The following is a 14,710-nucleotide window of genomic DNA, read 5'->3' as shown; positions in this document are numbered from 1 at the left end:
CACTGTTAATTTATTCATTAATTTGCTTGATTATCCTTGCAGGACATCCAGCCAAAACAACATTGGATTCACTAAAAGACTTAGTAACAATTGAGCCGGCTGCAATGACTACATTACTACCAGTAATATTTACCCCCCCTAATATCAATGAGTTAGCACCTATCCACACATTATTTCCTATCTTAATCGTTGTATTGTGCAAGTGTTTGTCACCTGTTTCTTTGCGTAGCCATGACTGAATATTTATACCTGTAGCAACAAGCATTGAGTTTGCAGAAATAGTAACATCATCTCCTATAATAATAGGATTATATGCATTTAAATACACGCCATGATTAATGCTACATCTATCACCTATGCTTATATTTTGAGGATACAAAACTTTTATACTTCCCCAAATTCTAATAGAACCGACCTGTCCGAAAATATTCTTATACAAAATAGTCAACAAAAGGGATTGAAAGTTAGAGACTCTATTATATATCTTAATCAAAATTTTCTTTATCATTAACGCTTAATGATTTAGTTAAAAAATATTTAGATTGGGCTATCATTGAAATAATAGATGAAAAATCCACATCATCATAATTTATTGAATTTTCCATCAATTCAACAATATTATTTATTGATGCTGTTCTGTTCTTTAGTTTAACACAATCCAATAGATCAAACACTCTGTCATTACCAGAACCATTAGTTTGTAATGGCAAATAAATAAATTGTTTTTTTAACATCAGTGCGAAAACTATACCATGAAATGATGTGGTAAAAAAAATACTTGAGTATAAAATATTACTTAACCATTCCTCTACCGATGCATAATCATAGACAACTCCTTCATAAATCTCTTTTGCTGGACTATAACCAGAAGCTGTCGTACAAATGGCTTTATAGCCTTTTTTATTAATTTCTTTGAGAACCTCATTGAAATGGATTTCGTTTGGAGTCCCTACGTTTAATAAATAAAGGTATGCGAAATCAGATTGATATTTCCTATTTGTCGCTAACCCTATATAATGATCTGCTGACAAAAGAAAAGTTGAGTCTATACATCTTTCTGCGTTTATACCTCTTTCTCGACAGAATCGAATTCCGTTTATCTCTCTTGTAGAAACATAGGAAAATCTACTTACCAATTGTTTAAATAATACATCATCTTCTACTGGGCAATAGCTATGTCCAAAACTTACAGCATAGGCAATTCGAATTGTATTCTTTAATCCAAAATCCAAATACCATGCTCTTTCATTTATAGATTTTTTCAAAGATCTGGCCCAAACTTGATCACTACCTGTTATATAAGCGTCTGCGGTAGGAACATTCGTTTGAAGTTCTTGTAGAGAGACGTAGGCCTCTTTACTTAAGTTTATGTATTTTCTTCTAAAATCACCAAATCGTCTTTTTTTTGCATCATATTCAGCACGATCCACATCTCTCAATCTAATATGTAAAAAAGATATTATTCTTTTAATGTAGAATTTTAAACGTACATTTTTTCCTTCTATTTTTGTGAACCGAATGTCATAGGCATCATGTCCCAAATCTCGCAAATATCGTTGAAGTGCATATGTTTGTAGAATGCCACCATAATTATCAATAGCATTCCACATTGTCATAATACCTATTTTCATATTTTTACTTTAGACAAAAAATTACTGGCTATTCTTTTTTCGTCTTCATTCATAACAACAAACGAACAGACTGAAAATAATATGCAGTAGAGCAAACTCTCTACAGCAAATAGTAACCAACCACTACATTCAAATATTGTATTGATGTATATGCTTATTCCCATGGCCAAGAGAAGAGGTGCCGTTTGTTTTATAAATGTAGATTTAAAGAACTTAAAAACATCTATTTTAAGGCTCCTGTACATTATTATATCTAGTCCTATTGTCCTCACAAAGGAAGAGATAAATATAGATAGACACATACCTAAAACATCAAACAATGAAGTTAATATAACCCCAAATACTATATTTAGCAATCCCATGATTATAAAAACCTTCGCTTGTTCTTTAACCTTATTTTGAACTATTATCGCGTGAGATCCTACTTCTTGTGGTAGTTGAAATACACATGGAAGAATTAACAATATTATACAAATATACGAATCGGCAAACTGTTCGCCTAACCATAAATTTAAAAAATCTTGACCAAGGACTATAAATCCAAAAACAATAGCGGAAACTATATAAAGTTGTATACGCCCAACCTTTATCATCAGAGGCAGAACATTTCCATGTTCTTTAATATATACCCTAGAAACTCGTGGCAATAACAATCCACTTAAAGCGTCTGCAAAATAAAACACATACCCTTCTATGGCATTAGCAATCCCGAATATTGCAATACTGGCTGAACCGCAAAAAAAACCCAATATCGTAGGAGCTATAGTGAAAATTAACCTTTTACATATAGATACAATTGTAATCCAACCAGAAAATTGGAGTATTTCCTTAATTTCCAATCTATTAAAATAGTGTAAATCAATTCTTGTATCTGTAAACCTATATATACACCACAATTTTGCCAAATATGCAATCATCCCAGACCAAATATTAACCATAACAAGGGTATATAAACCGCCATTATATAGCAATACAACTGTCATAGTCAAAACAACTAATATTTTGTGAATTATGTCACACACCTTATTTTGCACAAATTTCTCATTAGCTGTTAAAATTCCATTTGCAGGAATAAATGGCAGAGAAAAAATAGAAAATGAAGCTGCCATTATATAGATAACCTTGAACTTTTCTATCTCTTCCAAGGTTAACTCTTTGTATATATATGGAATAAAAAAATATACACTACATAAAACTAAAAACAAGAATATGTCAATAACAAGATATATACGAAGTACAAGTCCAAGACACTGTTCTATTTTCTCTTTCTTTCCATCAGCTATATAGATAGACAAAAATCGAGTAATCGCAGAACTTAACCCGAAATCAAATACAAAAAGAGAAATTACAGAGAGGGCTAATGTAAACAGTCCATAGTTCTCCTTTCCAATAGAATGAATCATCCAAGGAGTAAACACTAATCCTGTAACAATATTTATTCCTATAGATATGTACGACATAATAGCTCCCAAAGCTATCTGCTTTTTACTATCTAACTTCATTGAATAGCAAATTACTAGATAATAGACGAATTTCCTACTGGCACTTTATATTGTGCTTGATCCACCTTATTGGGATCAAAAGTACCATTGATAATATCCATGAATATATCATAGATACAATCGTTAAGATGATGAGTTGAGAAACAATGTTCTGCTCGCCATTTCATTTTAAATCCAATTTTTTTTGCTTCATCTTGATTATTAAGCACCCAAAGCATTTTATCTTTTAAAGCTATAGTGTCTCTTTCTTTAACAATTAATGCATCAGGACCTAACTGATAAGGTACAGATCCTGAATCTGATCCTATAACAGGAAGCCCTGTTGCCATCGCTTGAACAAGAGCGACAGAAAAGGTCTCAACCCAATCAGCAGTCCTAGGTGTGTGTAATGCACAATCCATTGCATTCCAATATTTGCACATTTCTTGCTGATTAATATGTCCTGTCATAACAACCTTGTCTTTAATACCTCTCGCTTTTAAATGTTGCAATAAACGGTTTTCATCAGATTTGAGACCGCCACCAATCATCAGATATTTCCAATCCTTGTCTTTCGGCAATGCGTCGATTATATCATCAAGTCCCTTGTCAGCAGTGAATCTTGTTGCACTCCCAAATACAAAAGAATCCCCTAATCCGTATTTTTCCCGGATTTCAGTTCTAAAGTCATCATTAGGTTTATATACGTCAGTATCAACACCAACTTGTGTGCACATATAAATTGGACCTTTATAACCCTCCTTCTTAAAACTTTTTATTGCGTCTGGATAATGACATATAATAGCATCACTATTACTATTTAAGCACCTTAAATGATTGAAGTGGTAAAAGAATTTAAGCATAGATTTTATTGGATGTTTTTCCCAATTATAAAAAACATCCCAATTTGGCCCCCTCATGCTAAAAGTTACAAACTTAGTATTGGGTAGTATTTTGGATAACTTCAAAACTGGGAATAAAGATGATTGAAGATGAGTTCCTATATGATATACTAATTGAGGTTTTATTTTCTCGATTTCGCATAACATTTCAGTTGACAGCCAAGAACCAGTTCTATCAATTGAATAACTTACAGGCAATACATGATAATTATTATCGTCAATTTTTGGACAATAAAACAATTCTTTACCGCCAGTTGCCATTGCACCTACTCCTCCATATTGCCAATCTTTGGGCGCAATTAAAGTCAAATCAATATCTTTATGCTCTTTAGCAAATAACAACCAACGTTTTCTAACATATTCACTTGTGAAAACATGGTTTATAATAACTATTTTATTCATATCAACAATTACTACTGCCCAGTAAAATGCTCCAAATTGTTACAATTAACCAAAGAATGAAAGTATGCGAGTTCTCATCTTTCTCCTTGACAGATTTTTGCAAATAATGAATGCTTACCAACAGTCGCTTAACATTAATGATTTTTAATGGTACAGTATGAAATATTAGATTATTCTTAAATCTTCAAGGACAAGTTTAGTAAACTTTTTTGCACCAGAATTATTCAGAAGGAAACTATCTCTGAATAGAGAAATATCATTAGTAAAATGCTTTGAATCCATATAATTTAAAAAAGGAACAGACTTATCATCAATCTTACCAAGCAATTTATCAAACAAAATAGTTTTAATTTTAGGAGAGAACATTTCATTAAGTGTATGATAAACAGGAGGTATAACAATAACAGGCGATGCACCATTATCTCGGCAATAACCAATTATATTATTTAAATATCCTGCAGCATCTTCTATTGCATCCTTATTCTTCAATGATAATTCTAAAGAAAAATCTTTTATAGAAAATTCGTGCATCCAACTTTTCATTCGATATTCTGCATCTCTTTGCAACTCTTCTTCAGTGATTTTCTTTTTTCTTCCTCTGATGAATATATGCCAAATATCCAAGAATAGTGCAAATATTGGATAAGTTAATAAAGGATTATTCCACCTTGAACGTACTTGTAATTCATGACTATAACAATAATTTGGAATAGTAGTAGGATATAAAATTGTATAAAATCGATCATCTAAATAATCATAACTTCCAGAAAAAGCACTGAACGGACATAAAGAAATAATAACTATGGATCCCTTTTTTTTTAAGAAACTACTATAATTCCTTAGTATAGCGTAATCACCAAGAAGCGGATTGCGAGGCATAGCCCAATTACCACCTTTTATTCCCATACCTTCATAATTAAAAGCATGTACTGCTGAGGTTGATCCAAGATTCACAACATCTGTATTAAAAACTTTATATTTTATTAGCCTACTGCATCCATCAAAAGATACATTGTTGAACCAGTATCCTTTGCGGATAACACTGTTTATTATATGTTTTATCATATCTCTGGACATGTTTTTGATTCAACAATATATTGATAATCAAAGTTGAGTGATGAGATAGCATCAACCTCCTCACCAGTCAGTTCAAAATCGAACACTTCAAAGTTCTCTTGCAATCTTTGAACATTCTTTGTTTTAGGAAGAGGCAAACAACCTCTATCAATATTCCATCTTAGAATAATTTGAGCAACGCTTTTTCTGTATTTTTCTGTCAAGTTATTGATTGGTTCGGATTGGACTCTTCCAGCCGCCATATCCATCAATGGCGAATACGTCATAAAAAGGCACTGAATACTATTACAATAATCTACTAATGTTTGCTTCGTGCCAATTGGACTGATGTAACACTCGTTAATATCAGGGACTACGTTTGTCGCGTCAATAAGCTTTTGAATATGCCTTTCATGAAAATTGGAAACTCCAATGTACCTTACCAATCCTTCTTTCTTCAACTCTATCATTACTTTCCAGATATCAACAATATAACCAGGAAATGGATAATGAATAAGAAGAGAATCTAGATAGTTCGTCTTCATTTCACGAAGTGATGTTGCAATCTTCTCTCGTACAATTTCGTCAACAGTATGACGTTTCATAAACTTACTGTTGGGATTAAAGAAAATACCTTTTAAAGGTTCATCTGTATGAGCATTATTATCTGAAATTTTAGTTTGGAGAAATAAATCTTCTCGTGTAAGGCCAATGGAATCAAGTTCAGAAACTGCTAGACCGATTCCTGATTCGCCTCTGTAGTCATCAGCTGTATCGAAGAGCCGATAGCCAATTTTTGAAGCATTGAGTACCATATCAGCCATAACTCTCCCTTGAAAAGGAAAAGTACCAAGACCAATCATAGGAATTTCAACACCTTTTATGTTTGTAAGCTTCATATGATTAACGTTTAGCCTGAATAGCGTCAACCATTTCTCCAACATTATCCCACGAAAGAATCTCCTTTGATGTGAGTTTAATGCCAAATACAGACTCAAGCTCCTTGATGAGCTGTATATGTGCAAGACTATCCCATTCTTCGATATCTTCAGCTACAGTATCATTAGATATCACGATATCTTCATTATCAAAAACGTCACGGAAAATCTCCTGCAATCTTATCAAAAGTTCATTCTTTTTCATTGTAAAAATATTTTAGTTTATTCCAAAAAGTTTAATATATTGCTTTGGCAGTATTCTGCCCATCAACCAAACTAATAAAAATGTCGCAATTGTAACAAATAGCCAATCAACAAACCAATAGGTTTCTATAGGCAGTTTATTAAGCACTATCAAAACATATACATGGCTGAGATAAATACCAAAAGAGTACTTACCTAGGAACGCGAATGGAGTAAACTTATTCTCGTGATTCTTAAACCATTCTCTCAACTTATTACTGAATAAGACAACTATGATTAAAAAGGCCCAAGCCCATGAAGTCACTTTTATTCCAACACCTATGTGATAACATTCTAACAACTGAAAAGTAAATAATACCATAATTGCCCAAAGAATCATCTTTCGACAGATAATTACATCTTGGTTCTGAGAAATATACAGACCAAGATAATAAAATGACATCCAATAGAAAAATGGACCAACCAGAAAAACAAAAGGCATTTCAAACTTGCCGATAATAAAATAATTAAGAAAGATTACAGCTATCGTGTTCATAAACAAGACGCTACCCCCCATAATCGTAACCAACTGATTATTAAAAACTTAAAAAACACTGTTAAGATATAAAGCTGAATAATCAATGCAATAAAGTAATAAGGTGCAAATGCGGAACAAGAAAATAATATTGCTGCAGCACTAATAATAGAGCGTCCAGCATATATTCCATAAACTAATATTGGTATAGACCATAAAATACAAGGAAAATACACTCTTGGAATCTGTTTCTTTAGAAAAGAAATGTATTTACCTCTTGTACTTAAATCTTTTTTCCCAATAAAGTAGCCAGATATTGCAAGAAAAAGAGGTACTGCCACATTACAACATTCCCTTAAGCATATATTGACAAAACCTTCTGCAGTCTCAAAATCTCCTCCTGGATAAGTATGAATTGCAATCACAAGAAGTATGGCAATGCCACGAAGTATATCAAAATAAGAATCTCTTGTCATATATTACTTTTTTCAACATAACATTCTCTATCTTGATACTTTTCAACTTCAAGTACCCACTGAGCAGTCTCTACCCCTTCAATTGTCTCAAAGCCAAGATTAGGATAATGTTCCTTCACCATACCGTTCTTTGCTGTTGGAAGGTACTCTCCAACAATCTTCCTAATGCCATTCTGGCGAGCATATTCAACAAGAGTATTAAGAGTGAAATTCTCCATACCTCTCTTTAACACACGACAACTCATAAGCCATGTATCAATAAAGAGAGTTTCAGAGTCCTTTTTCTCCAGAATAATGACAGCAATCAAGCCATTATCTCCAAACTTATCTTTGAGAGTAAAGCTGAAGGTAGCATACTTGTCGCTTTGCCCAATGGCAGTTATCTGATCTTCTGTATAGCGAATTGTACGAAGGTTGAACTGGTTGCTTCGCTGTGATAGTTGAGCCACACGAGGGGTGTTAAACTTGTCAAAGTTCTTCACTTCACTCACCATATTGAGTGACTTGAGAAAATCCACCTCATTCGTGAATGCCTTGGCTGCTGTCACACGCTTTGCCTCTACCTGATACTGTTTTGTGCGGTCTTTATCGGCATTGCTGTAGGATGCTGTCTCGAACAAATTCTGCGTGTAAAGGAATTCAAGGTATTCTCCCGGATCTTCTGGAAGTTCAGGAACCGTCACCTCAGGAACATTCTCACGAACCATATTACGCTCAAAAGGATTGTCATCAAGGAAGACCATAGAATCAAAACCGATATTCAATATGCTCTGAATGGTACGGATGTTGTCTGCCTTGTTCTCCCAATTAGCAATAAAAACCGAAATATCGTCCAGTTTCAAGACCATCTCAGGATTCTTTTCGAATGGTTCCTTTGCCTTATCCTCATCGTTCTTTGAACACACGCACACAATGATTCCACGGTTTTTCAACTTCTTCACCCACTCCTGGAACTCAGTAAAAGCCTTACCGATACCCAACCCGTGACCAACTTGAATATTCTCCCAACCATCATCACCTACGACACCGCCCCATACGGTATTGTCAAGATCTAAAATCAAGCACTTCTTGAACTTTCCCTCAATGGAACTAATGATATCCATTGTGCGAGAGGCAACATATGGAAGCGCATCAAGCGAGAGAAGCATTTCAGTGCCAACATAAACGGTAGAGTCGAACATCATATCGCGACCAAACTTGTTCTGTAATCCACAAAGATCGCAGATAAAAAGATTCTGACACTCCTGGGCCAAATTCATCAACTCATAATTGAGTTTGCGAAGCTGATAGGTGAAGCTGTTCTGTACCTTGTTGGCATACGAGCCAAAGACTGTATCTTCAATCTCAGGATAATTGTAGTAGATGATATGCCCCGGGACCTGCGCACAAATGGTACGGATAAAATCAAGACGATTGTCTGCCATATGATCCTGCTCATCGGCAGACATCATTGCATACTTCTCCAACAGCTTGTGAGTCGATTGAAAAACGATGGTGTACTTCGCCCCATATTGATAAAGGTCACTTGTCGGATCGAGTACCTGACGCTCCACCTGATTGTATTCCGCTTCAAAAAGGTGGATATTGTAACCTCTCTCAACGCCCATGCCCTTAATGGAAGTAGCAAGGAACTGAGTAGCCGAATCACCGAGAAGTGACACCTTGACGGGAGAGAGGTCAGAAACGTCCTTCTTCAAGTTGCGTTTAAGTTCTTTGAATGTTATCATTTTGATTATACTTTCCAGTAAATATCTTCGTCAACGACCTCAGCCGGAGAACCTATAACAAGAGTAAAATTGGGAATTTTACCTGACACCATAGAGTTAGCACCAACTATTACACCTGCTCCTATTTTGGCTCCTGGCATTACAATACTATGTTCGCATATCCACGTATGAGTACCAATAGTTACAGCTCGTTTATCTTTAAATGTTCTTCGAGATATAAAGTGTCCACCATTATTATCGCGGATAGTTACATCACGACCTAAACATACTGCATCTGCTATAGTAGTTTTGAAACCGCAAATAATTGTTGTGTTCAAATTAAAAGCAATTCCTTTTCCAAGGGATAATTCTGCATTTGGTAAAATTTCAATATCTGCCCCATAATTAATCGTTCCTCCTTTTACATTTAACGTTGCACCTCGGCGAACAGCCAATAAAGTCTCTTTCTTAGAACCTTTGATTTCCTTTCTTCCTAAGAATAAGATTCCAGAAACGTTAATTTGGGCAGTTTTATCAATATTTAATATACAATATTTATTAAATACCACAAATTCACCTCTAATAATATTACATTTAAACTGTCTAGAAAACAAATTGTAAAACACATTTTGAAAGAGCGTTTTACAATTTAATCCCGATGCTTTAGCTATATAATAAACGTATTTCGCAACATTCTTACATACAAATTTGAATGTAGTTTCTGAATCAGGCAATTTTATATATTTCTTTGCAAATTCTTCAAAGCGCATTGTGTTTAAATCATTATAAAACTGATTTCTGTCAATATCAGGTTTAGGGACAGAACTTACTAATGCTCTGTTTCCTGGTAATATAGTTTCAAAGGGTATTTCTTTATCTTTCATTGAAATCTTTGAACTATCATAAAACCGTTTTCCTTTCGCTGAATTGATCATAATTACTGATGTACCTAAATCATAATCATAACTTGGTCCAACAATCTTCTCAGCACCCCATAAATCACCAATTGTTATATCTGCTATTCTTGGGAATCCTTTGAATTTACATTCATAGCATGAAGGACGTTCGTAAGCATGAGTAGCAATGAATCCATGAGTAAAATAGTTAGTATCTTTCTTATCATACTCAACATCACCATTTTCAAAAACGATCTTAGTAGTAAGTTGTCGCCATCCCAATTCCTTGTTTTTAGCTTTATAGTATATTATCCTACTTTGATGTTTTTCCTCCATATAATCAAGGTAACCACGGAGAATCTTTGGAGAATTAATGCCTAAACAAATTAAATCTATGATTATCAAGTTTTCATAATCAATACGCAAGAAAGAGCGAAGACCTGCCATCTGGCAAGGCAAACCACAAACAAGAACTTTTTCACCAGCTTTAAGTAAGTCACGAACTTGTTTATAAAAACCTTGAGAATCACTTTGTACATACTTGGAATTTCGTAGTTTTTCTAAATCCGCCTTATTTGAAGATATAAACTGCTTTACAGAATAGTCATCATTAAAAATTGCACCACCTACATATCCACCCAATTTGTACATCTTTTCGGCTAATGTTGCAAAAGCACTACCGGAAGTACTATTAAACAACGACTCCAAATTTTTAGTTTGTGCAGCATAACATAATGGCTTTTCGTAGTCATTTTTTTTAAGTTCCTTGATATTTAAAATTGGACAAATTTTTTCACAAAGATGACAATCGGTACATAGCTCATTATTGATTTCTGGATACCCAAAACCCTCTTCATCATTCTTGAAAGTTATAGCCTTTTGTGCACATATATCACCACATGCATTACACCCACAGCAATCTACTTTATCAATAATTTCAATCATAACATCTTAAATAGTACATTTCGTTTTAGAAAAAGAAGTGCTTCATTACCTGTTTAAAAGATTGCAAGCGAATTGTTGCAAATTATATATGAACTATAGATATTATTTGACTATACCTTTCTCAAGATATTCAACAAGATTCATCTTGCGAACATCTGCAGCAGCATTATCAGCAGCAATTTTGGCCATATCATGCTTTACCATAAGTTCAACAAGCAGTTCAAAAGAGGTTGTTTGTGGATTCCAACCGAGTTCTTTCTTTGCTTTAGTTGGATCACCCCACAAGTTCACCACATCAGTAGGACGATAAAAGTCCTCAGACACTGCTACAACGACCTTACCTGTAGCTACATTGATTCCTTTCTCGTTCACGCCTTCGCCCTCCCAACGGAGTTCTATGCCTGCGTGATGGAAAGCAAGTGTAGCAAACTCACGAACAGTATGCTGAACACCGGTAGCAATAACAAAGTCCTCAGGCTTATCATGCTGGAGGATGAGCCACATACACTCTACATAGTCTTTGGCGTAACCCCAGTCACGCAACGAATCGAGGTTACCAAGATAGAGGCAATCCTGCTTGCCCTGAGCGATGCGTGCAGCTGCAAGGGTAATCTTACGAGTTACAAAAGTTTCACCTCGACGCTCAGACTCATGATTGAAGAGTATACCTGAGCAGCAGAACATGTCGTAAGCCTCACGATATTCCTTGACAATCCAAAAACCGTAGAGTTTGGCTACAGCGTATGGTGAATATGGGTGGAAGGGAGTATTTTCGTTCTGAGGCACTTCTTCTACCTTACCATAAAGTTCCGAGGTAGATGCCTGATAGATTTTGCAAGTCTTTTCCAAATGGTTGGTACGAACGGCCTCAAGGATACGGAGTACGCCAACAGCATCAACGTCAGCTGTAAACTCTGGAGCATCAAACGATACTTGAACGTGAGATTGCGCTGCAAGGTTATAAATCTCAGTAGGTTGCACCTTACCCACAAGTTTAACAAGTGACATAGAGTCTCCCATATCAGCATAATGCAGGTGAAAGTTAGGAGCGCCTTCAAGGTGAGCGATGCGCTCACGATAATCCACAGACGAACGACGGATAATACCATGAACCTCATACCCTTTGGCAAGAAGGAATTCCGAAAGGTAGCTGCCGTCCTGACCGGTAACACCGGTGATTAATGCTATGTTTTGTTTCATAAATATGCTATGTTTCTTTGTTACTGATTATATTTAAACCTTCAAGCTCTCTGTGTACCAGGAGAACAGGCGTTGCACACCTTCCTCAATCTCAACTTTGTGCGTCCAGCCGAGAGAATGGAGCTTGCTGACATCAATGAGTTTACGCATGGTACCATCGGGCTTGGCAGTGTCGAACTCCACGATTCCTGTAAAGCCAACGACCTTCACTACAAGTTCGGAGAGATTACGAATGGTGAGCTCTTTACCTGTACCGACATTAATGTGACAATTGCGAATTTCACCAAGGCTTGGAATGGCACCTCCTCGGCCTGTGGAGTGGTTGCGGTCAACGATGCCATCTGCTTTGTTACCATAATGAACACTTGAATATTTTTCGACACCTATGATGTCTGAGAAATTGACGTTAAGGAGAACATGAACAGATGCGTCAGCCATATCCTCGCTCCAAAGGAACTCGCGGAGAGGTTTGCCTGTGCCCCAAAGAGATACTTTATTATTCTCAATACCATAAAAGGCTAGGATTTTGAGAATCTCAGTCTCTGAACTATTGCCATTAATCACATAACGAACAGCTTCGCCATTCTTCTTGATATTGGCTCCTACAGGACGGATAGTGAGATCTTGGCGAATTGCTTCCCAATTGCTATCATTAATAAGCTTAGCTAAATAAATCTTACGCATCATAGCAGGCATTACGTGCGAGTTCTCCAAGTGGAAGTTGTCGTTAGGGCCATAGAGATTGGTAGGCATTACGGCAATGTAGTTGGTACCATATTGTAGGTTATACGACTCACACATCTTGAGCCCCGCAATCTTGGCAATGGCATACTCCTCGTTAGTGTATTCGAGTTCACTGGTAAGAAGGCAATCTTCTTTCATAGGCTGAGGTGCACTCTTTGGATAGATACAAGTAGAACCAAGAAAGAGAAGCTTCTTTACATCATGTGCATATGCCTCGGAAATGACGTTACATTGGATTTTCATGTTCATCATAATGAAGTCGGCACGATAGAGTGAATTAGCCATTATGCCACCAACGAAAGCTGCGGCAAGGACTACAGCATCAGGCTGCTCCTCATCAAAAAAATTCTTAACAGCTACTTGGTTAGTGAGGTCGAGTTCTTTATGAGTGCGGCCTACAAGATTAGTATAGCCTCTCTGAAGGAGGTTGTTCCATATTGCTGATCCTACAAGCCCTCTATGGCCTGCAACGTATATTTTCGAATTTTTCTCTAACATATATTAACGCAGGGTTCTTCCCGTATATCTATAAATCTTAATCAAATGTTTATTCGCACGTACCATAATACTTAACGTACCACTCAGCAAACGCCCTCAAACCAACTCGAAGCGAAGTTGATGGTTTAAACCCAAAATCTTCCTCCAGCGGAGTAGTATCTGCAAAAGTCACAGGCACATCACCCGCCTGCATAGGTACCAATTCCTTATGTGACTTAAAATCATAATCCGTAGGCAGCACACCCACACGAATCAATTCTTCCTGAAGAATAGTCATAAAATCCAAAAGATTCTCCGGATTATTGTTACCGATGTTATATATTTTGTATGGCGGGATTGGCAGTCCGTCCTCCCCACTCTGTTTCTCAGGAGCATGTTGCATCACACGAACCACACCCTCCACTATGTCATCCACATACGTAAAATCACGCTTGCAGTTACCGTAGTTGAATATCTGGATCGTCTTGCCTTCACGCAACTTATTTGTAAAGCCAAAGTATGCCATATCAGGACGACCTGCGGGACCATAGACTGTAAAGAAACGCAGACCCGTACTCGGAATATTATACAGTTTTGAATACGCATGCGCCATCAGTTCATTACTCTTCTTCGTGGCCGCATAAAGCGACACCGGATTGTCCACCTTATCGTCAGTAGAATATGGTACTTTCTTGTTCGAGCCATAAACCGAACTCGAAGAAGCATATACCAGATGCTCCACCTCATGATGACGGCATGCCTCAAGAATATTATAGAAACCGATGAGGTTGCTCTCAATATAGGCATCGGGATTAGTAATGCTATAGCGCACCCCTGCCTGAGCTGCGAGATTTACAACGACGGAAATCTTATGCTCTGTAAAGATATTCTCCAATGATGTTCTATCAGCAATCGAAGCCTGATAGAACTGCCAGTCGCACCCCAAAGCTTCAATCTCCTTTAAACGTCCATACTTGATATTCACATCGTAGTAATCGGTAATGCTATCAATGCCGATAACTTTGATGTCATGTATATCTTTGAAAAGGCGCTTTACCAAATTAGAACCTATAAAACCGGCAGCACCTGTTACGAGGACTGTCTTGCCCTCCAAATTCACATTATATGTCACCATAGA

At 36.3% G+C, this 14,710-nt stretch carries 14 protein-coding genes; all 14 read right to left on the bottom strand.

Features of this window, described 5'->3' with window-relative positions; all coding sequences use genetic code 11:
* Positions 1–10: 10 nt before the first annotated feature.
* The 14 genes from DXD78_RS06975 to DXD78_RS06910 all read right to left on the bottom strand — a co-directional run bounded on the left by DXD78_RS06975 (position 11) and on the right by DXD78_RS06910 (position 14,707).
* Positions 11–508: a DapH/DapD/GlmU-related protein gene (locus DXD78_RS06975; protein WP_051642924.1), complete on the bottom strand. Its 498-nt coding sequence runs from the start codon at positions 506–508 to the stop codon at positions 11–13.
* Complete coding sequence (locus DXD78_RS06970; protein WP_117652663.1) at positions 486–1,631, bottom strand: polysaccharide pyruvyl transferase family protein; 1,146 nt, start codon at positions 1,629–1,631, stop codon at positions 486–488. The genes DXD78_RS06975 and DXD78_RS06970 overlap by 23 nt, the downstream gene beginning before the upstream one ends.
* Positions 1,628–3,133: an oligosaccharide flippase family protein gene (locus tag DXD78_RS06965; protein WP_117652662.1), complete on the bottom strand. Its 1,506-nt coding sequence runs from the start codon at positions 3,131–3,133 to the stop codon at positions 1,628–1,630. Before DXD78_RS06965 ends, DXD78_RS06970 begins: the two co-directional genes overlap by 4 nt.
* Positions 3,134–3,147: 14 nt before the next feature.
* Positions 3,148–4,416 (bottom strand): glycosyltransferase, encoded by a 1,269-nt coding sequence (locus DXD78_RS06960; protein WP_117652661.1) that lies wholly within the window; start codon positions 4,414–4,416, stop codon positions 3,148–3,150.
* A gap of 165 nt (positions 4,417–4,581) precedes the next feature.
* A complete protein-coding gene (locus DXD78_RS06955; protein WP_117652660.1) occupies positions 4,582–5,481 on the bottom strand; it encodes a hypothetical protein in 900 nt (299 codons plus the stop codon).
* The gene (locus DXD78_RS06950; RefSeq protein ID WP_227201711.1) at positions 5,478–6,371 is read right to left on the bottom strand and encodes an aldo/keto reductase; all 894 of its coding nucleotides are present in this window, start codon (positions 6,369–6,371) and stop codon (positions 5,478–5,480) included. Before DXD78_RS06950 ends, DXD78_RS06955 begins: the two co-directional genes overlap by 4 nt.
* Before the next feature lie 4 nt (positions 6,372–6,375).
* Positions 6,376–6,615 carry an acyl carrier protein gene (locus DXD78_RS06945; protein WP_117652659.1) on the bottom strand — a complete coding sequence of 80 codons (240 nt, stop codon included), beginning with the start codon at positions 6,613–6,615 and terminating at the stop codon, positions 6,376–6,378.
* A 12-nt stretch (positions 6,616–6,627) separates the two neighbouring features.
* On the bottom strand, positions 6,628–7,095 hold the full coding sequence (locus DXD78_RS21485; protein WP_370448309.1) for an acyltransferase family protein: 468 nt from the start codon (positions 7,093–7,095) through the stop codon (positions 6,628–6,630).
* A gap of 50 nt (positions 7,096–7,145) precedes the next feature.
* Positions 7,146–7,604: an acyltransferase family protein gene (locus DXD78_RS21430; RefSeq protein ID WP_117652657.1), complete on the bottom strand. Its 459-nt coding sequence runs from the start codon at positions 7,602–7,604 to the stop codon at positions 7,146–7,148.
* Entirely contained in the window at positions 7,601–9,331 is a 1,731-nt protein-coding gene (locus DXD78_RS06930) for an HAD family hydrolase (RefSeq protein ID WP_117652656.1), read from the bottom strand. Before DXD78_RS06930 ends, DXD78_RS21430 begins: the two co-directional genes overlap by 4 nt.
* A 5-nt stretch (positions 9,332–9,336) precedes the next feature.
* Positions 9,337–11,151 carry a Coenzyme F420 hydrogenase/dehydrogenase, beta subunit C-terminal domain gene (locus tag DXD78_RS06925; RefSeq protein ID WP_117652655.1) on the bottom strand — a complete coding sequence of 605 codons (1,815 nt, stop codon included), beginning with the start codon at positions 11,149–11,151 and terminating at the stop codon, positions 9,337–9,339.
* A 102-nt stretch (positions 11,152–11,253) separates the two neighbouring features.
* Positions 11,254–12,351: a GDP-mannose 4,6-dehydratase gene (gene gmd / locus DXD78_RS06920; protein ID WP_117652654.1), complete on the bottom strand. Its 1,098-nt coding sequence runs from the start codon at positions 12,349–12,351 to the stop codon at positions 11,254–11,256.
* A gap of 33 nt (positions 12,352–12,384) precedes the next feature.
* On the bottom strand, positions 12,385–13,593 hold the full coding sequence (locus tag DXD78_RS06915) for a GDP-L-fucose synthase (protein WP_117652653.1): 1,209 nt from the start codon (positions 13,591–13,593) through the stop codon (positions 12,385–12,387).
* A 49-nt stretch (positions 13,594–13,642) separates the two neighbouring features.
* Positions 13,643–14,707 carry an NAD-dependent epimerase/dehydratase family protein gene (locus DXD78_RS06910; RefSeq protein ID WP_117652652.1) on the bottom strand — a complete coding sequence of 355 codons (1,065 nt, stop codon included), beginning with the start codon at positions 14,705–14,707 and terminating at the stop codon, positions 13,643–13,645.
* Positions 14,708–14,710: the final 3 nt, after the last annotated feature.

The organism is Bacteroides sp. D20 (assembly GCF_003436255.1).
Classification (GTDB): Bacteria; Bacteroidota; Bacteroidia; order Bacteroidales; family Bacteroidaceae; genus Bacteroides; species Bacteroides uniformis.
Note: the sequence above shows the minus strand (reverse complement) of the source record. Positions and strands in the feature narration are given on the sequence as shown.